General features: G+C 53.1%; 18 protein-coding genes and 1 pseudogene. 6 read left to right on the plus strand and 13 right to left on the minus strand.

Annotation, left to right across the window (positions count from 1 at the left end):
- The 12 genes and pseudogenes from J2I47_RS21725 to J2I47_RS21780 all read right to left on the minus strand — a co-directional run.
- Positions 1-249, minus strand: a pseudogene (locus tag J2I47_RS21725) (hypothetical protein); the annotation flags it as partial.
- A gap of 6 nt (positions 250-255) precedes the next feature.
- Positions 256-972 carry a DUF2231 domain-containing protein gene (locus J2I47_RS21730; protein ID WP_207366727.1) on the minus strand — a complete coding sequence of 239 codons (717 nt, stop codon included), beginning with the start codon at positions 970-972 and terminating at the stop codon, positions 256-258.
- A gap of 54 nt (positions 973-1,026) precedes the next feature.
- On the minus strand, positions 1,027-1,470 hold the full coding sequence (locus tag J2I47_RS21735; RefSeq protein WP_207366728.1) for a DUF3659 domain-containing protein: 444 nt from the start codon (positions 1,468-1,470) through the stop codon (positions 1,027-1,029).
- 26 nt (positions 1,471-1,496) lie between these two features.
- Positions 1,497-2,363 carry a DUF2911 domain-containing protein gene (locus J2I47_RS21740; protein WP_207366729.1) on the minus strand — a complete coding sequence of 289 codons (867 nt, stop codon included), beginning with the start codon at positions 2,361-2,363 and terminating at the stop codon, positions 1,497-1,499.
- Between the two features lie 12 nt (positions 2,364-2,375).
- Positions 2,376-3,467, minus strand: coding sequence for a YncE family protein (locus tag J2I47_RS21745; RefSeq protein ID WP_207366730.1), 1,092 nt, complete (start codon positions 3,465-3,467; stop codon positions 2,376-2,378).
- Positions 3,468-3,646: 179 nt separating this feature from the next.
- On the minus strand, positions 3,647-4,093 hold the full coding sequence (locus tag J2I47_RS21750; protein WP_207366731.1) for a hypothetical protein: 447 nt from the start codon (positions 4,091-4,093) through the stop codon (positions 3,647-3,649).
- A gap of 149 nt (positions 4,094-4,242) precedes the next feature.
- A complete protein-coding gene (locus J2I47_RS21755) occupies positions 4,243-5,253 on the minus strand; it encodes a hypothetical protein (protein ID WP_207366732.1) in 1,011 nt (336 codons plus the stop codon).
- A gap of 42 nt (positions 5,254-5,295) precedes the next feature.
- Positions 5,296-6,927, minus strand: a complete 1,632-nt coding sequence (locus J2I47_RS21760) for an SNIPE associated domain-containing protein (RefSeq protein ID WP_207366733.1) — start codon at positions 6,925-6,927, stop codon at positions 5,296-5,298.
- Between the two features lie 149 nt (positions 6,928-7,076).
- A complete protein-coding gene (locus tag J2I47_RS21765) occupies positions 7,077-7,808 on the minus strand; it encodes a DUF6166 domain-containing protein (protein WP_207366734.1) in 732 nt (243 codons plus the stop codon).
- Positions 7,805-8,071, minus strand: coding sequence for a hypothetical protein (locus J2I47_RS21770; protein ID WP_207366735.1), 267 nt, complete (start codon positions 8,069-8,071; stop codon positions 7,805-7,807). The genes J2I47_RS21765 and J2I47_RS21770 overlap by 4 nt, the downstream gene beginning before the upstream one ends.
- 72 nt (positions 8,072-8,143) lie before the next feature.
- Complete coding sequence (locus J2I47_RS21775; RefSeq protein WP_207366736.1) at positions 8,144-8,818, minus strand: relaxase/mobilization nuclease domain-containing protein; 675 nt, start codon at positions 8,816-8,818, stop codon at positions 8,144-8,146.
- Between the two features lie 14 nt (positions 8,819-8,832).
- A complete protein-coding gene (locus tag J2I47_RS21780) occupies positions 8,833-9,342 on the minus strand; it encodes a plasmid mobilization protein (RefSeq protein ID WP_207366737.1) in 510 nt (169 codons plus the stop codon).
- A 252-nt stretch (positions 9,343-9,594) separates the two neighbouring features.
- Between J2I47_RS21780 and J2I47_RS21785 the strand changes: the two genes are divergently transcribed.
- From J2I47_RS21785 to J2I47_RS21810, 6 genes are read left to right on the plus strand one after another with little or no spacing between them, the layout of a single operon-like run.
- A complete protein-coding gene (locus J2I47_RS21785) occupies positions 9,595-10,497 on the plus strand; it encodes a ParA family protein (RefSeq protein ID WP_207366738.1) in 903 nt (300 codons plus the stop codon).
- Positions 10,497-10,997, plus strand: coding sequence for a hypothetical protein (locus tag J2I47_RS21790; protein WP_207366739.1), 501 nt, complete (start codon positions 10,497-10,499; stop codon positions 10,995-10,997). The genes J2I47_RS21785 and J2I47_RS21790 overlap by 1 nt, the downstream gene beginning before the upstream one ends.
- A gap of 4 nt (positions 10,998-11,001) precedes the next feature.
- Complete coding sequence (locus tag J2I47_RS21795) at positions 11,002-11,697, plus strand: RAD23 family protein (protein WP_207366740.1); 696 nt, start codon at positions 11,002-11,004, stop codon at positions 11,695-11,697.
- Positions 11,690-11,884, plus strand: coding sequence for a hypothetical protein (locus J2I47_RS21800; protein WP_207366741.1), 195 nt, complete (start codon positions 11,690-11,692; stop codon positions 11,882-11,884). Before J2I47_RS21795 ends, J2I47_RS21800 begins: the two co-directional genes overlap by 8 nt.
- A gap of 56 nt (positions 11,885-11,940) precedes the next feature.
- Positions 11,941-12,924 carry a GIY-YIG nuclease family protein gene (locus J2I47_RS21805; protein WP_207366742.1) on the plus strand — a complete coding sequence of 328 codons (984 nt, stop codon included), beginning with the start codon at positions 11,941-11,943 and terminating at the stop codon, positions 12,922-12,924.
- 12 nt (positions 12,925-12,936) lie between these two features.
- Complete coding sequence (locus tag J2I47_RS21810; protein ID WP_207366743.1) at positions 12,937-13,341, plus strand: hypothetical protein; 405 nt, start codon at positions 12,937-12,939, stop codon at positions 13,339-13,341.
- Between the two features lie 73 nt (positions 13,342-13,414).
- Here J2I47_RS21810 and J2I47_RS21815 read toward each other — a convergent pair whose 3' ends face one another.
- Positions 13,415-18,505 carry a helicase-like domain-containing protein gene (locus J2I47_RS21815; RefSeq protein WP_207366744.1) on the minus strand — a complete coding sequence of 1,697 codons (5,091 nt, stop codon included), beginning with the start codon at positions 18,503-18,505 and terminating at the stop codon, positions 13,415-13,417.
- Positions 18,506-18,543: the final 38 nt, after the last annotated feature.

The following is an 18,543-nucleotide window of genomic DNA, read 5'->3' on the forward strand; positions in this document are numbered from 1 at the left end:
GATGTTGATGCTTAGTACGGAATCAACCCCCTTCTGCTGTAATGCCTGTAAAGGAATCGACGGCGAGACCAGCGATTGGGAAACCGAAATACCACTAACTGGGCGTTTGAGGTGATCGCCGTGGATGTTGTCGAGGTTCGACCAACTGAAATACAGGCCACCGACTGCCCAGAGCAGAAACTGAACGCCGATGAATAGTCCCAGGTATCGGTGGATCTTACGAATGCGAAGGTGCCAAGTACGTTTCATTTTCAGTTACTTAGCTTCATCTGAATGGTTGTGTTCGTGGCGATTGCCATCCGCAGTGCCTTCATCGTGCTGTTCGAGGTAAGCCCCGCGTGGCCCAATGCCATAGAGGTACGTCAATGCTCCGCCCTGATGCCCGGCTAGCCCTACGGCAATACCCGCCCCGACAAGTACAATTGCCGTGACGCCTTCCAGCCACTTCAGCGGTCGCCAGAGCGTTGCGCCTTTCAGCAACGTACCGGCCAGCCCCAACCAGAGGGTATAATCAGCGTAGGTCTCATGGGTTTCCAGAGCTACCTGAGCGGCATCGCTTAGCCCATCGGTATGGGGATGCACCAACGTACCGGCTATATAAGCCCCTACCGTTCCACCAAGTGCAATCAGAAGGGTTAACCAGTTCAGCGGACTGGACGGGTTGATCAGGGCAACCAATTGCAACAGCGCAGCCAATAGTAACAGGATGATGGGTGCATGAACAACCATTGGGTGATAGGTTGGGTAGTCCGCTACCGGGGCAGTCATGGGAGCCATAACCTGACTTTCGTCCCTGGTCATACTATGGTCAGCCGCACTTGCGTAAGTCATTGGCTGGGCAGAGATCATAACCGAATCGTGACGAACCGAGTCCGTCGGCGCTTTCTTCTTTTTGTGGCCACCATGCCCAAAACTGATCTGGACCGACGCAACCAGCAGGATCAGCACCCAAACGATATGTCGTTGGTTCATAATTGTTTATCTATCAGACAATTAGCCCTCACAGAAGGGGCCTTGCCATCCAACTTATTGCTTATGCGTGTGTCCAGCCTGAAAGCAGTGTAATGCACAGGCCGTCCCTTTGTAGCTGTCATGCACATTGCCAATTCTATTGCCCTTCGCGTCGAAAATGTCGCAGGTGTTGTCGGCGTTGTCTTTGACGGTATACATTAGGTCTCCGTTGACATCCATATAGGTATCGTTGTTCTTCCCGACGCGGCCCATCTTTTTGCCCGTTTGGGCATCAACTAAATTGCCCTGCCCGTCTACAAAAGCGATTTTCTTCCCTTTAGCGTCCATGATCATTTGATCTTTGGAAACCGTACCAATCGCCGTGCCGGTGGCATCGTTGATGTGTCCACTAGCGTTGATACGTATAGGGGTTTTGTAATTAGCTGACTGGGCCAATAGTAATGAGGGCGTTCCCAGCCACAAGGCGAACAGAGCAAAAAACAACAGGTTGGTTTTCATAGTGTTAATCGTTAACTCATTGGCAATTATCTCTTTTCCCACTCAGCAATAAGCTGGTTGTTCAGCGTTACGTAGTCAGTAAACTTCTCTTGTTGCGCTACTGCTGCCGAATGGCGAGCGGCTGCAATGGCCCCCTTGTAGTCGCCTGAGCGGGCCAGAAGCTTGGCTTGCAGGTGCAGGTAATTGAAGGCCGGTTTCAGGGCTACGGCCTTTGTCGCCCAGCCTAACGCTTGTTTCGTGTCCTTCTCATTGTCGAAGTAGTACAGGGCTGCCTGGTAATACAGGCCGGGTTTGTCTTCTTTTTTGCCGTTGATCCGTTCCAGGATCTCCGCCGTGATCCGCTCGTCGGCATTGCTGACGATGGGAAAATGCACCGACGTGTTAGCCCAGTTGAGGTAAATCATCCCCCGATTGCGGACCATATCCTGCACCTCAATCGTGAAGGATTCGTAGAAACGAGCTGATGAGTCGGGTTTCACCGTGAAGCGCAGGACATCATTTTTCTCGTCGTATCCATCCAATCCGTGGCCGCCCACATGCCTGTTCAGGATGATGGTCCACGCGCTTTGGGTCGGAATCGTAAAGAGAGAATAGCTGCCTGCGGAAAGCGGTTTGCCACCCAATACCACCGGGTCAGTAGTCTTGAGAATGGTTGCGTCCGAGGCTCCTGTACGCCAGAGTTTACCGAAGGGAACCAGCCCGCCAAAGACAGTACGGCCCTTTACCGCCGGGCGAGAGTAGGTGATCGTCAAGTCGGTGAACCCAATTTTCTGCTGGATGGTAGCGGGTGGGCTGGGTTCGGGCAGACTTAACTGCGCCTTAACAGGCCAGGAAAGAAGGAGTAAACCCAGTCCCAATGCCAGTCGGCCCAGTGCGTTTAGTTGCATAATCATAGTCTGATGCACTTATTGTTTGAGAACAATGCCATTTGGTTTCTTGCCCACAGCGATGTCTTTGGTCTTCGTGCGATTTTTGACATCAACGACCGATACGGTAGCTGCCCCCTGATTAGTGACGTAGGCCGTCAGGCCATCCTTGGCGAAAGCGATAGCGTGGGCATCTAAGCCCGTCTGTATTTCGCTCATCTTCATCCAGACGTTGTTCATGCGCTCGAAAATGACAACCTTATTCCCCGTGCCGGCTTGGCTGACCCATAGTTCATTGCGTACACTGTTGTACGCTGCATAGCCGGGCGTGAAACCCAGCGGCACCGTTTCCACGACCGATAGTGTCGCCACGTCAATCACGCTTATACTTTTTCCCTTCTCATTATCCACGTACATGTTGCCGTCGGAACCTGGCCACGCGCCCACCGGATCATCGCCCACCGGGATGGTCTTAACGACAGACTTGTCGCTTACCCGTATCACCGTAACCGTGTTGCTCATGCCGTTGGCGACAAAAGCGTATTGGCCGTTGGTGGCCATGGTCACCTCTGCCGGTTCCATACCGACGGCTATCGTCTTTTTCAGGGTCATTGTGCTTGCCTCATACACCAGCACTTTACCTACGTCGTCCATCTGAGAGGTCCACAACTCAGTGCCATCGGGGGAGAACACGGCATTGTGGTTCATCACCGGTGTTTGCTGATTCTGAGTCGTGGCTCCCGTTTTGGCATCCAATACGACGACCCGACCAGCCATACCCGTCGTACCGCCCGTATGCCCAGCACTTAGGTCCATACCCGGTACGCCTACGCTCAACTTGCTGCCGTCCGGTGAGAGATAGATATGATGTGGCCACATAATCATTCCCGGCATGGACATGCCACTCATGTTCATTCCCGGCATGGACGCATCACCAAACGAAATGGTCTCCTTCACTTGCTGGGTAGCCAGATCGATGACGGATACGCTGTTGCCTTCTGCATTGACGACATATGCGGCCGGATATATAATGTTAAGTGCGGGTTGCATATCATTCATGTGGTTCATGTTCATGCATCCTGACAGGAAAAAAAGGGGCAGCATAGCCGCCCAGGGCAACCGGTTTTTCATGGTCGAAGGGGGTTTGTTAACTAAAATATAGTGGGTGTCACTTGACCAGATAGGCCAGTGGGTAACAGTAGACTAAAAGGCTGTGAAACAGACAGCACGTCGTCAAGGAGATAAACGCCGATTGCCCGCTACCGGGACAATAGCATCCCAGTCAGCGAGTAAGTACGTTACCTGTCAGCCTAAATAAGCCAGATACAGTTGGCTATCAGCCGAAAACGTCCGGTTCGCGGAAGCGAGGGCTGAGAAAAGGGAAGAAGTGGCTCCGTCGAAGGGGACGGCAGCAGCGCGGCCAGCAAAAGCTGAAACTGCGGATTGGAAATAAATTCGGCAGGTTGAGGAGCTGAGACGGCATGTCCATCAACTACAAAACGGCTGACATCTAAATGCTCGTAGGTAAGATTTGTCTTGCAGCAGGGCGTCCGCTTGACCCCTGCTGCCTCTGAAACGGGCTGTGGCGTGTCGTACAACGTACACGTCTTTTTACAGCCTTCTTGAGCCATGAGGAGCGTTTTGGAATGCCCCCGCATCTGACACCAATGTTCCACCATACCCACGCCAACGCTACCCATCAGGACCCAGAGGGCCATCAGACAGCAGAATACACGGGTATAAAGTGGCGTTTTCACAATCGATTTTTTTACACCAACAAAGGTACAAGCCCTTTTGTGTTGACGAATTACAGGATTCAGCCCCTCAGTTATAAAATTTTTAGTAGTTGCTTCTAATTCTCAAGTCGAAAATTTAACCTGCTTGTTTGGTTATGCCCATCGGTGGCTCACCGCCGTTTCGGAAACGGAATTGGGGCAGCTAAACCGACGCGCTCAACCGGACTAAACCCACCTGTTTTGGTAAACTTCATGGTGTGGCTGAAATTCCGCATGGAGTCAGATGGGTCAATCGTCATCATGTTGATGCCGTCGAGCGTAGAACGGGGCATGGCAACTGACAGGATAACTTGCTTCTCGACAAAACCCGTTGCCGTGTTTAAGTTTCTGACGAGGGCGTGAACGACCACTTGGCTAACGGGTAAGTGGGCCTGTACTTCACGGCATATCCGCAGCAGGCAACTACAGACATAGTCTTGATACAATTCGTTGAATTTACTGGCCGATAAGGGTTTACGGGAAAGCTTTCCGCTGGCTAATTGGGACACGGTAAAATCAGGGACCACATCGGTAGCATTCACAAGCAGATCCACTTCAATGTGGTCACTGGTAAATGTAAACTCCAGTCGGCTCCCTAACTCGGCGATGTCCTCAAATGGTGCAAATGCCTCAATAACCTGCCCATACACGTCACTGTTCTTTGCCAGCACCTGACGGGCCAACTCCTGGCGATCCTGCCACTCTTCGTGCTGGCGGTTGTATTCGCCCTGCTTATCCCTGAACAATTGGTCGTCCTGCTGTTTAGCCTGGCCAATAGCTTCTTGCAATCGCTGACTCTTTTTGGGTCCCGACCTGAATAACTTATCCAGAAAAGAAGGCTGATATATATCAAACTTCGCCTGCGCAATACGTTCCTGTTCGTCGGTACGTACCGGCATTATGGGCGGGGCTTCCTGTTGCATAGCGGCCCAATCCACTACGTCGCTGCAATCGCAATGCACGGTTTTGAGCACGCTGACATATTCGTTGTATTCGGCAACTGCCTGAGCGGCATCGACGATGGCCTGGTGTTTCTGAAATTCTTTGTACTGTCGGGCGGCCAAGCGGGCGCGTCGCTGTTGACTACGCTCTACGCGCCGGGCCGTTGTGGTGATAACACGGACTGCTCCTCGTAAACTCATTTCGGTTCAGGTATGATTCGTTGACTGACTCTGAGTGGTATGTTACAGTTCCTGCTCCTCGACTTCCAGTTCGACGGCTTCGTTTTCTAATTGGAATTTCTCCCACTCAGCCCGGTCGAGGGTGTTATTGGCCAGTGCTTTTTCGACCGCCAGACTCTCGCGGTATTGTCGCGCTTCGGAGGCAATGGTCCACTTAGTGTCAATACCCAGTCGTTCGATCTCCGTTTTGATGTCGGCCAACTCAACCCGGAAAAACTCCTTGCGTGGGTTGACCTTGTTCACCTGATTATTCAGGAAATGCCGGTGTAGACTTCGTTCCAGCGCGGGGGCATCGTCGCTGAATAATAGCGCGTGAACGTCGAACTCGAAGGGCACGGACGCATCGCCCAGTTCGCGCACCCGGTCAAGTGGTTCAAGCCGACGGGTCATGCCAATCTTATAGACCTGTTCACCGAACGAGCCGATGTTGGAGATGATATAGACGTGACCCGATTTGGTCTGTTGAGCCATCGACAAGGCCCGCTGATTTTTCTCCTGGGCCGCCTGTAGTTTAGCGGTCAATTCCAGTAGTTGGGCTTCGAAAGCGGTACGTTGTTCCTCTGAGGCTTTCGCTGCCTGCTGCTGCACTTTGTCAATAGCTTTCTGAATGGTCTCTTCCTGTTTGGCGGCATCGCGTTGCGCTTTTTCGTACTCACGACGGGCCTTCTCTTCTTCCCGGATCTGCTCCCGGATGAGTCGTTGTTCGTCGCGCTCTTTCAGCTTCAACTCGTGGGCAACCACCGCCCAACGCAGTTCTTCCAGCCGAGCCTGCAAATATTCGGGCGTGATCCGAGCATCCTTGAAAGGTTTACCCAGGTTATTGACCAGCGCGTAGGCATCGTTGATCTGCTGCGCCAACGTACCGTAATTATCGTGTTTCACGTTCGCCAGGATCGAATCAACTTTGCCGTTGAAGGCATCGGTAACGAAGTTTTCAGCACTCGTTTTCCGTACCGCTTCTACGTAGTCGCATCGGGCAGCAGCCCGCGTTGTCATCAGCAGACGGGTACGTTCGCGAGCTTTTTTCAACTCCACGCCAGCTTCCGTAAAACCAAACGCATCGGCCAACTCGTCCAGCAGGGTAAACGACGGCACCAAGTACTGGTCTCCATAGCCGTTGATGACATTCTTCAGGGCCTGAATGGTACGTTCCAGATCAGCCGCGTTACGGGTAGCAGCCAGGGCTTCACCGGCAATCTCCTCCGCCCGCACGTTGGCATTGCTTACAATCCGATTGGCTTCTTTAGTGGCGTTGAGCAGCACGGTTTCGGCCTGTGTCTGGAGAGCACGGGCTTTGAAACCCGCCTGTTCACGGATGTCTTTTGCCTGCGAACGGGCCTGCCGCAGCTCCTCATCTGCCAGTACCCTTAACCGTTCGGCTTCCTGCTGTGCTTCCGCCAAGACGCGGTTTGCTTCGCGCTCGGCATTCTGGCGTATCTCATCGGCATACTGTTGCGCATCAACGATAGGCCGGTACTGGCTCAGTAAATCAAGTTCCTGCTGAAGCTGGGTTTCACGGCTTGCAGCGGCCTGTTTCGCCTGATCGACTTCCTGTTCTTTCGCCTTCAACTTCTTTCGTTGAGTGAATAGCAGGATCAAGGCAACAAGCAGTAGAGCGGATAGAAGTACGGACATGAAAGAGAATTATAAGTCTTGACGTATCTATTTATACAGTAGAGCAAGACTACTAAAAAGTTACGTTATCGCCTAGATCGTCGTAAAAATTTCCCGCAGTTCACCTGAAAACGCCCAGAAATACCCCCGCCCGCCAGTCCCGATGTAAGTTAGCTTACAGAGCGAAACTCATAGGTAAAGTCGGCGTGGTAAAGGAACGTCAGGTATTGCTGCTGTTCGTCGACGCTGAACCCGCCCAGATCGTCGCCTGCTTCGGTGATGATGCTTACACCACCGCCTTCGTAACACTCATACACTACGGCACGGCATCCGGCTGGACTGTCTAAGAAAGTGGCCTGGGTTTGCACTACGTCACCCACGGTGAACAGCGGCTTCCTCTGTTGCATTTGTACAGGTACGCGTGTACGTACCGTGGTTTCAGCAGCTACCGGATTCAGCAACTGTTCAGCCTCTTCGAGTAAACCCCAGCCCATTAACTCGTCCTCTTCGGCCTCGTAATCGGCGGCACGGGCTAGGTCTGCCCGATGATCGATCAGGAAATCAGCAATGTCAATCGTTCGCTCGAAGCCCTCTTTCTGCGGTTGCCACTTGGCCACAAACGCCCACTTGAAATCTTGATACAGCACTTCGGCTACGTAGCGATTCTGGAAGATGTGCAGGCAAATTGCCAGAGCCGCCTGCGCCGGTCCCGACCCACCGTATCCCCAATTAAGGCCTGATGGCGAATGGTTCCGTACTGTCAGGCTCTCGGCCAGCAATACCTCCTGCCCATCCACGAACAGGCGGCATTGCTCATCCTCACCTCGTTCAGCATCACCAGCGTGATACGTACCCCGGATATGGAAGGTCGTTTTAGTGAGTTGAAAAAGCGGCTTTGTCATACGGCTGGTCCCTCCCACTCGGTTCCTTTGTAGTATTCATCCAGGGCAAGCATTTTCATCGAGTCTCGCTCCGCGTCTGATCGCGCCCGAAACCGTTCCGGGTCGTCAATGCCTTCAGCAATCACCACGTTCACTACGTCGCCTACACTATCGCGTATCTCATAAACCGACACAGACTCCTGATCTATAAAAACTAACTGCACGTCGTCGTGCTCCCTCCCATCCACACGCTTGTTGCAAGGGTTATTAATGTGCTCTTCCATAGCTGAATAGATAAATAATTGGATAGTCAAATATACAACTATTCCGTTAGATATCTCTTCACTGAATGGAATTTACAACGTTGGTCGAGGTTGTCGTACTTTGGGGTTCTGAACGGTCTTGGTTTGGTCGGTAATCGATCGCTGTTCAGTATGCGCCTGTTCTGACCTGGCAGGATTCGTCGTTGCATCGGATTGCTTCACTGGATTATCGATGTTCATCGGAGTACCCGGCATCAAACCGTGCCGCTTTTCCATCGCCCGACAAAAACGACCGATCTCTCGATAGTTAAAGCTTGTTTTGGCCGTGTTTTTACCGTCCAGATCAACCCGGCTGGCTACGATGTGAAAATGCTCGTGGTCACAGTCCCGGTGCCGAAACGCGACCATCGGGTTGTTCTCCATGCCAAACGTTCGGGCGAACGACTGGCAGATACGGAGCATCACCTCGGCGGGCAGGCATTCGCCAATTGGAAATGAAAAACTCTGGTGCCAGACGGGTTTGCGGATGCGGTCGTTCAGGGCGGCTACCGACTTCATGCTGTCAGCCATATCCTCTATGTTTAGCCGCTGCTTCACGTCTTGTCGAAGCCGTTGGTCCGTTACAACCGATACGCCGACGTGTTGCGCGTACAGCAACTCACCGCGCAGGCGGGTCCGGTCGAGGCTCCGGTTGGTACGGGTTTCGTAATAGCAATATTGAATGGCACCCAGGAAGCTGGAGCCAAAGCGGGCTACTTTGCCAATCATAATCGTTTGTCGGTTTAGTAACCGGCCCGAATGCTCTGCAATATCTTTGTTAGATCAGGCATCTTGACCGCAGTATCATCGGCGTGTTGCAGTGCGTCGATGAGCGCATCCAACTGTTGGATCGTACCCCAATCGGTCTTGTTGTCAGCGCAGAATCGTTTCACCTCGCCAATGACTTCGCCGACACCATACATCATCTCTCGGATGTCCTGTGCGTAAAGTGCATCCGACTCGGCCCGTTGGCTGAGATACAACAGGGCGGTTGTGAGCCGGTCCAGTTTAGCCAGTTCTGCCATCACCTCAACCGGTAGCTTCCGAAAGCGGGGGAGCCGGTGCAGATTGTCCAATGCACCCGACCGTAGCAGTTGCGACACGCTGATGCCTACTTGCTGACTAATCGCTTTCAACTTCTTTTTTTCGGCTTCACTCAACCGAACGTAAACGCCCGTCGAGCGTTTTTGCGGCTCTTTTTCTGACTTCTTACCCAATTGGTCAGTAGTCGATTTTGTGGTTCCCTCCCTCATTTTGTATATACAAAAACATAGCTTGCTGCACACCAAAGAGCCGGTTGCCTGATGCAACTTAGGTTCGGCAGGTACGTCGGTAGTGCAAATTGCGCGGGTTGCCTTGGTTGCTTGAGTTGCATCAAGCAACTGTGTTGTATGAGTTGTCCATTGCTATCTATTCAACTCAGTTGCTTATGGTGCAACGGGCAATTAAGTTGTAAAACTATATTTTATTATCTATTTTTGTTTAATTAATTATCTATTATACTTATGAGTGGAAAGATCATTACTATACATACATCGAAGGGTGGCATGGGAAAATCCACGCTGACAGTGGTTATGGCCTCTTATCTGGCTTATGCAGCCGGGAAACGGGTTGTCGTATTCGATTGCGATCCACCCCAACATTCGGTCGTTGATTTGCGGGAAGACGAACAGGCGGGGCAGGCCATGCTGGCTCAGGCGTTTGATGGATTGACCGATGCTGAATTGGCCGCGAAAGGTCAGCCCTATACCAGTGTCAACGATCAAGCGGCTTTCGAGCGATACCGGTACAACCGGCAACAGGGCATCAGTGCCTATTACCCCATTCACCCCCTCCCCTTCCAGGCTCTGAGCGAACTGGATATGGACCGGGTACGTGCCGATTTCGACTACATTTTCCTCGATATGGGCGGGCAGTTCAACGCTGGTATTCTTCGCGCCCTGGCTGAAACCGACGTATTGCTGGTTCCTTTCACCACGCAGCAGGTTGACGTGGCGGCCTCCATTCAGTACGTCGGAGCCATTCTAGACCGGGTCATGCGTAGCCAGCTACCTGACTATTTGACTATCCGCTGCTTCTGGAACAAGTACAAGTTCACCTTTGCCCGCCGGGCAGACGTACTGGAGACGTATTTCGCTAACCTCTTCCGCAACGACTCACTCCCGATCAGTTTTCTGGAGACTCGCCTGAACGATGCCGATGCCGGATTCGACCGGGCGAAGATGCTAACGACGGTGTCGTCGCCGGTGGTGCTGCCTGCGGGCCGGTACGTTCGGCGCAAGGACGACGGCAGCAGCCGACCGCCCAAACCCGCTGAGTGGCGCGAGGCACAGTACTTACAGGACATCGTTAGCCTGGTCGCCGAGGTAAATGCACTTTTCCCTGAACTGACTAAATCCACTCGCTAATGGATCTCGACAAATACCGACGTACCCCGGCTACCCCCACTGATCCGGCCCCAACGCTTGGCAGTTCAGGCGAAACGTTACGGCAGAAAGCCAATCGGTATCACGACTTTGTTGCCGACAACGTACCCACTGAGTCAGTCCCGACCACTGAGACAACAGCGTCGACCTCTTCGGCTGACCAAGTATCGAAAACAGAGATTGATGCTGGTGAGTCATCAAGTACGAAAGGCAATAAATATAAGTCGAATAAACGCCCTTTGCCCGCGCCAAAACGGCTTACCAATCAAGAACCCGCTTCCCTGTCTGGCGTTAAGATTGTCTTTATCGACGAGGCCATGCGGAAGCAGTATATTCAGATAGCGGGCTATGTTATGCTAAACTACGGCGTGAAGCTGACCATGACGGCTTACTTCTGCTTCCTGCACGAACAGGCCGTCGCGCAGCAGTCCGACCAAACCTTCCTGAACGCCCTAGCTCAGTTTACCCAACCCCGTCCCTAAGTCTATGTTCCTACTGATTTCCACCGGTACGTTTCTCGCCTTGGCTACGCTCGCCCTGATCGTATGGGCGGGGTTAGTACTGGTCTTTACGGGTCGTTCCAAAGCGAAAAAACATACCCGTCCCGCGCCCGCTATCCAATCGTTTTTCCAGCCAATTGCCGGAAAGATTGCGGTGGACGTACCCTTCCCGATGGCTTCGTATGACCGCACGGAGCTAATACCGTTGCGCCCTAAAGCCTCAACCAGTACGGCTGAGCCTACTTTAGCCCCAGAAACCCCCACAGCTTCAGCCTCTTCATCAGAGTCTATACCACCGGTATTGGACGATCCGGCTTTTGCACCCGCAGACCCAGATGAAGAGACGACATCGGATGCAGCACCCGACACAGCATCGGTATTGGAAACCACGAACGTACTCACGTACTCCACCGACACGATCAACCCCTCCCCTACCGGTTTCCGGCTCTCGCTCGACCGGCAGTTGTTGAGCCGACTGCTCAGTGATGATTCGCTCTGCCAAGAGTTCGAAGCCGTTCGCGCCCTGACCCTCGACCGACAACGCGACACGGGCCGCTCTTACGCCAGCCTATTCCGCGAAGCCGTAGCCGACAAGCCCGCCGACGTGCAGGCGATGCTCCTCAATTTGCTCGACGAGGAAGAAGCCAACGACTACGATTACGCAACGTCCGATTATGCTTAAGTGCGCTTTGACCGCCCAATCTGATTTATTTATTGCCTTTCCTGCTCACCCCTTGATTCGTGCGCGAACCGGGCAGGGTCTTTTGGGGCGCAACCGGCCACGCAGTGGTGAGGGCGCGACCCGAAAGATGCTGCCCCGCGCACCCGGCGGGGCTGGCCCGAAGGGCGTTCCCCGCCGTACCCCTTGATTATTTATGAGCTATTTAGCTATTTGCATATACATCAATCACTAATTCTATTACTCATGGTCAAGGAGTATATCTACGTAACTACAAATCCTATTCATAATGTTGAGCTGGTTAAGGTTGGGCGCAGCAACTCGCCGAAAGATCGCGTAAAAACCCTCTCTAATGGTCAACCGAGTAAGCATGTGCTGGAATGGTACATGGAAGTACCAGATTCACATGCTGCTGAGAAAATCGCGCACATGGTATTAAAGCCGTATAAGTATAAAAACGAGTACTTTAAAATTGGTTTTAACGAAGCCGTAGTCATAATCAAAGAAAAAGTTTGTCATGCCCTCGACCTAAATCAACCGGCCTGCTTTGAAGGCAGGAAACTTCGCGCTGCTACTGCCGCTACGCTGCCAACAGCTTCAGCAACAACGGAAACGACTACAAATCAATCAGAAAAAAAAATAGCGAAAGATCAAAAAGCATCGTTAGTAGCCACTGATGTTTCAGCGCAGCTAACTCAGACCGAACGGCTGAGTCAGTTTGTTCATGAGGTACACACGAAGTGGCGCAAAGCAAACCGAAGTCTGGCCGGTTTATTTTCTAAACAGGTTGGTGATGAAGGTGAAACCTACATCAAGCGTACGCTTGAAAGCAAACACGGTTATTCAGTTGTGTTTACACCTGCTAGCCAAACCCCGGTTGACGTAATTGGCATAAAGTGGTGTGGCTATTTCTGGCACCTGGTAATGATTCAGGTTAAGATGTCAACGACAAAAACTGCCTATGAACTTAGTGGTAAGGAAACCCAAGCAATCCGAGATTTCGGACGTTTCTTGAAAGAAGAGTACCTAGCTTCTGAGTTATATAGAGACTACGCCGATAAACCGATTGCCTTCTCTGTCGGACTGGCAAATGTCAAAAATCATAGACCTGCACAGCCCCGGTGTACCTTGAACAGTTCCTACTTCATCAACTGGTACTGGAGCAAGCTGCCCCGCGAAAAGTTAGCCCGAATACAGGAACTGGTTGAGGAAGCTCATTCGCTAAAATGATCTTCCCCACTCATGGTCGTTAACTGGAAGCAGTGCCAAACCTACGAGGAAGCCCGGCACTTCCGAAACTGCATTTACCTGCACGAATGGGGCGGCAAACCGTTTTACTGGGGCAAAATCCACAATATCTTCTTTGGTGGGCATATGCGAACCCGTGAAGGCTTTCGGGCGAGTGGTCGATACAATGCTGGGTACAAACATTGGATAGAGGGCTGTTTGAGACACGGAGCCTCATTGTACCTTGGTCAGATCACCACTGATGATGTCTTTACAATTGATGAGGTTGAAAATCATTTGATTGCTGCCTTTCCAAGCGAGATGAATGTCAAGCACATCGTTGGCGGACGAGAAATTGTACTTGTGCATGTTGGCGACGTACCTGTCTGCATTCTTGAGAAAATGGAAGAGGCTCGGTAAGCATTGCGTGAGCTACCCCTTTGATTTTTTTCACCTGCGCCGATGCCTTCAAGCATCGGCGCAGGTGAGCGGGTCAGGCTACCAACTCGGCGACTTCGGTTTCTATGGGTTCGCCCTCCGTTTCCATTTTCCGTTTCAGGTCGGCGACTTCGGTTTCTAAGCGGTGCAACTCGGTTTCCTGCCGGAAAGGTTGAGCGAGTTTGCGGCTAAACTCCTGCTCGATGAGCCGGGCGCGTTCCAGTTCGCGGATGAGTTGGGCGGGGGCTTCACAAGCGCGGGCAACGGCGGCTTTCAGCGAGGAAAACAACCCGTTGGCCGACCCGACCACGCCCGACACTTCCCGGCCCCACTGATAGCGTACTACCGCCTGACCGGGCAAAAAGTCGCCAATCAATTCCTGTGATCGCTCCCCAGTCAGAGTCAGCGGCAAGCCATTAACTAGTATTGTTCTGGATTCCTGCGCCCGGCGTTTTGCCAATCCCTTAACCTGCTCAATCAGGTGTTGCACTGGTTCACCCCATTTTTCGGTATAAGTCGTGCCGTTTACCGTCACGTTCGTTACGGCGTAGAGCTGGCCGAAATGTGTTTGTAAGGTCGCCGTTTCCTGCTCCAACTTGGCCAACGTTGGGCCTTGCTGTCGGATGAACCGTTGGGCATTCTCGACCTGCCATTGGGCATCCATTACCCCGCGTTGCCAGTTTTTACGGGCCTGCATTACCCGCGATAGTTCAAGCTGCTTTGTCGTGTACAATAGGGCGTGTTGAGAGCCTGACAGCGTCGCCATCATTTGGTCGAACGACATAGCGGCAAAATCATCGTCCGCGCTGATGTCGGCCATTTGGTCGTCGGCAATATGACCTTTCAAGACCTGGTTGATAAACTTTTGCTTGATGGCTAACCGCCCGTAAGCCGTAGCGTCGAGCGTCCGGTCAACGCCGTAGGTCAACACCTCTACCGGCAAGTTCCAAACGGCATGTAAGTTGCCCTGCCGAATCAGCCGCCCATTCCGTTGCTCAAAATCAGTCGGTCTATTCGGCGCGTCTAGGTGGTGAACGGCCACCAAGCGTTCCTGCACGTTTACGCCCACGCCCGCCCGCTCCGACGTACCCAGCAAGATACGTACCTCGCCCGTGCGAACTTTGGCAAACAGCGGTTCGCGCTTGTCGGCCTCGGCGGGAACAATGGCAATTTCAGTTTCTGGTATACCCTGCGCGATCAGCTTGGCCCTTATATCCTCAAACAAGTTGAATCGTTGCACGGTCTGCGTGGCTCCTTCCTCGTCAAACCACCCGCGAACCGATGGACTTTGGTAGTTGTCGGCAAAGACCAACTGCGTTCCCAGGTACGTAGCGGATTTTTGATAGAGCCGCAACACTTCCGTTACCAACTGGTTACACTTCGACCCGGTTTCGTCGGGATTCTCAGCATCCAATAGCCGTAAATCAATGGTGGCTTTGCGGGCCTGCCCGAAGCACACCAACGGAATGTGTGAGTTATCACGCTTCTCGGCCCCGCTCAGGTTCTCAAACCAACGTAGCGTTTGCTTGATGCGGTCCAACTCGTCGGCTACGCCCTCGGTCTGTGGCAGAATAATGCGCGTATGCTGCCCGTCTTTCAGTACCGGTAACGTACTGTCGCGCTGAAACTCGATCACGTCTTCGTTCAGCACCACGTCAACGTGAGCGCGGTACAACTCCGATAATTGCTGCACGTTAACAAACTTCGCAAACCGCTCTACCGCCTTAAAGTTGCCCGTTGCGGTCAGTTCAAACGACTGAATCACGGTGCCGAACGCTCCGGCGAACTGGTCAAATGTGGACAGCATAGCCTTGTTCAGCCGGTCAGGGGCAATAAACCGTAAAGTCGTCCACGCTTCGGCCATTGTGTTGCTGATGGGCGTACCCGTCGCCAACACAACCCGGCCCCGCCGTGCCTGCACCGTGCGGCACTTAAACAACGCGCTTAGTGCATCCTCCGAACCCGCCGTATCAATCCCTTTGACGTTCTGTCGGGCCGTGAAAAAACCAAGCCGTTTGTAGCGGTGGGCCTCGTCCAAAAACAGCGCGTCGATGCCTAATTGGTCAAACGTCAGCATCTCGTCTTTTTTGCGGTCGGCCTGCCGGATGCGTCGGTTTGCCAGTCGTAGTTTTAATTCGTTCAACCGCTTTACACTCATAGGCCGGTCGCGTCCCTGCCGGGCTGCTGCGGCTATGGTGTAGGCCACCCGGTCAATTTCTTCCTGAATAAACGCTTCCTCACTGGCGGGGTCGTCGGGTATCAGTTTCAGGAAACTTTGCGGAATCAGCACCCCGTCAAAATTGTTCGTCGCAATTCGCTGTAAGAATCGTTTGCGGTTACTGGCTTCTAAGTCGGCGGGCTGCGGTACGTAGATGATGGCCGATGGATAGAGCGTCCGCCACGCACGGGCAAAGTCGTTGAGGGTTGAATTTTGCACCACAATCATAGGCTTGTGGGCTACGCCTAACCGCTTCAATTCCATAGCCGCCGAAATCATGGTAAACGACTTACCCGACCCGACGACGTGCGCCAACAAGGTATCCTGCTCCTTAATTCGCTCCACGCCCCGAAACTGGTGCAAGCGTAACTGAATCGCGGGCGACGCGCCGGGGTACTGTTTTAGGGCGGGTTCGCGGTACATTTTGTGTACGTAGCTGTTGTAAAGCTCATTGTACACGGGTTCGATGGCCGCGCTGTGGTGGTCCCGTACAAAGTCAATAAACAAATCGTTTAGAGCCTCCTGCGCTTGTACCGCCTGGCTGGTGGCTTCAATATCCTTTACCGTTTTTTCCTTACCCTCTGGGTCAATAATCGTTTTGGTAACGACAACGGTACGTCCCTGTAAAGCCGCTTCGATGAGTTGAATAGCCGTTCGGCGCGACGTACCCAACGAGCGATTTTGCACCGATGAAACGTTCCCCGCTCCCGTTACTTCATACTGCCCTACTCGCTGATTATACCCGACCGTTACGCTGCTGGTCTGCACGGTTTGGCCGATAAATTGTTCAATGATGTACGTAGGAATCCAGGCCGACCCCAACCGAAACTGAATAAGCGGGGCGGGTATGGTAGCCGGTACTACGGCGGCTAACGCCCTAACATTCACGGCGTACCGGGCATCTGTGTTGGCAGCTTCGGTAGCCTGCGCTAACTTTTTTCGCACGTTACCCGACAGGTACGTATCGCGGTCGTCCAACTGCCCCGAAACCGGATTTGGGTACGCTAATTCACTCGTTACCAGTTCGCTCTTGACTGCATCGACGGGTTTTTGCATCCACCGGCTGATCTGCCCCACATCGACCCGGCCCGTTAAGGCAATAGATAAGCGTAACGCATCGGTCAACGTTTCCACCCGTTCGGGGCAATGGGTGGCGGGGTGTACGCACTGCCGGAAAATATCGGCTTTGTTAATAATATGGCCCTTCTCGGTACGGCTCACCACTTCCAACGCCTGAACGGTAGCAAATTGCGGGTCGTATTCCTCCAGGAACGTAACGGCCCGGTTCCGGTTGAGCGTTCCGAAATAGCGCGTGAACAGTGAATAGGCGTGGTTTAACTCCATCCGTAACTCGTCGGTGATGGCCTCTCCCCTACCCTCCTGCTCGGCGCGTCGCAATTCCGTAAAGGCTTTCTTTACCCGCTCGTATTGAGCAACAACGAGCGTTTGGCTATAGCGTTTGCCCCGAATCGTTACCGATTCCGTAAACCGCGCTGATTGGGTGGCTGGCCGGGCTGCGGTCCGTGGGCCTTCTTCGTAAACGTTGGCTGGTAGTTCAGAAATGGCCGCGCTTAGTAACTGCGGCAACTGGTCGGGGTTTGGCTGGTGTAAGGTCGGCTGATCGGCCCGGTACAAGCCGCCTTTACCTACCTCATCGGCAAAGTGCATGGTTCCCAGCATCATAGCCGCCCGGCTATGGTAATACTCATTAACCGCCAATGTTCTTGCCGACTCTAATTCATTGCCTTTCGCGTCCGTTAATTCGGCGCGTATGGTGATTGTCCGCTCAAACGCATTGGCCGCAAAGGGTCGCGCACTGCCCGACCGCTTCCGCAAAAACAGTACGTCGGTCGTTACCTGCGTTCCGGCGTTGGCTTCAAATGCATTCGACGGTAGCCGGATGGCTCCCAATAGTTCTGCCTCGGCTTCGTTCGTCAGGAATTGGCGAAACTCTGTACCGGCTGCATCAAGCGTACCCGCCGACGTAATCAGGGCCACAATGCCGCCCGGCTTAACCAACTGCACCGACCGCCCAATGAAATAATTATGAATGGCAAATTGGTTTAGTTCGGGGTGGTTGCGGTCGTACACCGTGTAACTGCCAAAGGGTACGTTACCAATTACCAGGTCAAAGCTACCGGCTTCAAACCCGGTCTGCTCCAGACCGCAAACGTGGGTGTCAACCTCCGGGTACAGCGTTTGCAGCAACTGCCCCGATAGGCTATCTTTTTCCACCGCTACCCACGCCGACCGTACGCGCAACGTTGGGGGCATCAGTCCGATAAAATAGCCAATCCCTGCGGCTGGCTCCAAGATGCGACCGCCCGTAAACCCGAACTGCTCAACGGCCTGCCACATGGCCGTTACCACTTGGGGGGCCGTATAAAAAGCATTCAACGTGGAGGCTTCGGCGGCTGTCTGCTCGGCGGGGGTTAGCAGGTCGCTCAATCGCTGCCGGGTACGTCCGTATTGGCTCCCCCACCGGCTTACGGCATCATCGACAAAAACCGTTTTGTCCGTCTGGCCCCGCTGCCACGTCTCGAACGCATCCGCTTTCCAAATGGATGATAGACCGCCCCAACCCGTATATAAAGACAAAATTTCTTGCTCGGCTGGTGTTGCGGGTCGTTGGACTTGCTGTAGTTGTTTGAGTGTTTCCAGCGCGGCAAGATTAGTCTGTAGTTTGGCCGTGTTGCCAATTGGTATGACAAACGAATCTGCATTCAGCGTAAAGCCGGTTTGCTGCTCCGTTGCAGGTACGTCTATTGGCTCAATGGCTGGCGGCTGGCTGGTCCGTGTCGATGGGGCTGGTTTGGGGCGGGTAGGTGGTACTAAGCCGGGCTGACCAAACAGCGCGTATTGATTGGCAATTAGGACAACAGGCCGAACGGTGGCCGTGCGGGTGCGTGGCGTTGGGTAATGGGTCATAATTAGCTGACTAGTTTAACACTATAAAGATAGTCAAA

This window comes from Fibrella rubiginis, from assembly GCF_017353185.1.
Lineage (GTDB): Bacteria > Bacteroidota > Bacteroidia > Cytophagales > Spirosomataceae > Fibrella > Fibrella rubiginis.

Bases quoted from the DNA above. Each gene is read 5' to 3' on its own strand.
- J2I47_RS21805 (WP_207366742.1), top strand. From the start codon at position 11,941: ATGGTCAAGGAGTATATCTACGTAACTACAAATCCTATTCATAATGTT.
- J2I47_RS21765 (WP_207366734.1), bottom strand. From the start codon at position 7,808: ATGACAAAGCCGCTTTTTCAACTCACTAAAACGACCTTCCATATCCGG.
- J2I47_RS21795 (WP_207366740.1), top strand. From the start codon at position 11,002: ATGTTCCTACTGATTTCCACCGGTACGTTTCTCGCCTTGGCTACGCTC.
- J2I47_RS21775 (WP_207366736.1), bottom strand. From the start codon at position 8,818: ATGATTGGCAAAGTAGCCCGCTTTGGCTCCAGCTTCCTGGGTGCCATT.
- J2I47_RS21785 (WP_207366738.1), top strand. From the start codon at position 9,595: ATGAGTGGAAAGATCATTACTATACATACATCGAAGGGTGGCATGGGA.
- J2I47_RS21770 (WP_207366735.1), bottom strand. From the start codon at position 8,071: ATGGAAGAGCACATTAATAACCCTTGCAACAAGCGTGTGGATGGGAGG.
- J2I47_RS21740 (WP_207366729.1), bottom strand. From the start codon at position 2,363: ATGATTATGCAACTAAACGCACTGGGCCGACTGGCATTGGGACTGGGT.
- J2I47_RS21780 (WP_207366737.1), bottom strand. From the start codon at position 9,342: ATGAGGGAGGGAACCACAAAATCGACTACTGACCAATTGGGTAAGAAG.
- J2I47_RS21755 (WP_207366732.1), bottom strand. From the start codon at position 5,253: ATGAGTTTACGAGGAGCAGTCCGTGTTATCACCACAACGGCCCGGCGC.
- J2I47_RS21800 (WP_207366741.1), top strand. From the start codon at position 11,690: ATGCTTAAGTGCGCTTTGACCGCCCAATCTGATTTATTTATTGCCTTT.
- J2I47_RS21815 (WP_207366744.1), bottom strand. From the start codon at position 18,505: ATGACCCATTACCCAACGCCACGCACCCGCACGGCCACCGTTCGGCCT.
- J2I47_RS21790 (WP_207366739.1), top strand. From the start codon at position 10,497: ATGGATCTCGACAAATACCGACGTACCCCGGCTACCCCCACTGATCCG.
- J2I47_RS21735 (WP_207366728.1), bottom strand. From the start codon at position 1,470: ATGAAAACCAACCTGTTGTTTTTTGCTCTGTTCGCCTTGTGGCTGGGA.
- J2I47_RS21760 (WP_207366733.1), bottom strand. From the start codon at position 6,927: ATGTCCGTACTTCTATCCGCTCTACTGCTTGTTGCCTTGATCCTGCTA.
- J2I47_RS21730 (WP_207366727.1), bottom strand. From the start codon at position 972: ATGAACCAACGACATATCGTTTGGGTGCTGATCCTGCTGGTTGCGTCG.
- J2I47_RS21745 (WP_207366730.1), bottom strand. From the start codon at position 3,467: ATGAAAAACCGGTTGCCCTGGGCGGCTATGCTGCCCCTTTTTTTCCTG.
- J2I47_RS21810 (WP_207366743.1), top strand. From the start codon at position 12,937: ATGGTCGTTAACTGGAAGCAGTGCCAAACCTACGAGGAAGCCCGGCAC.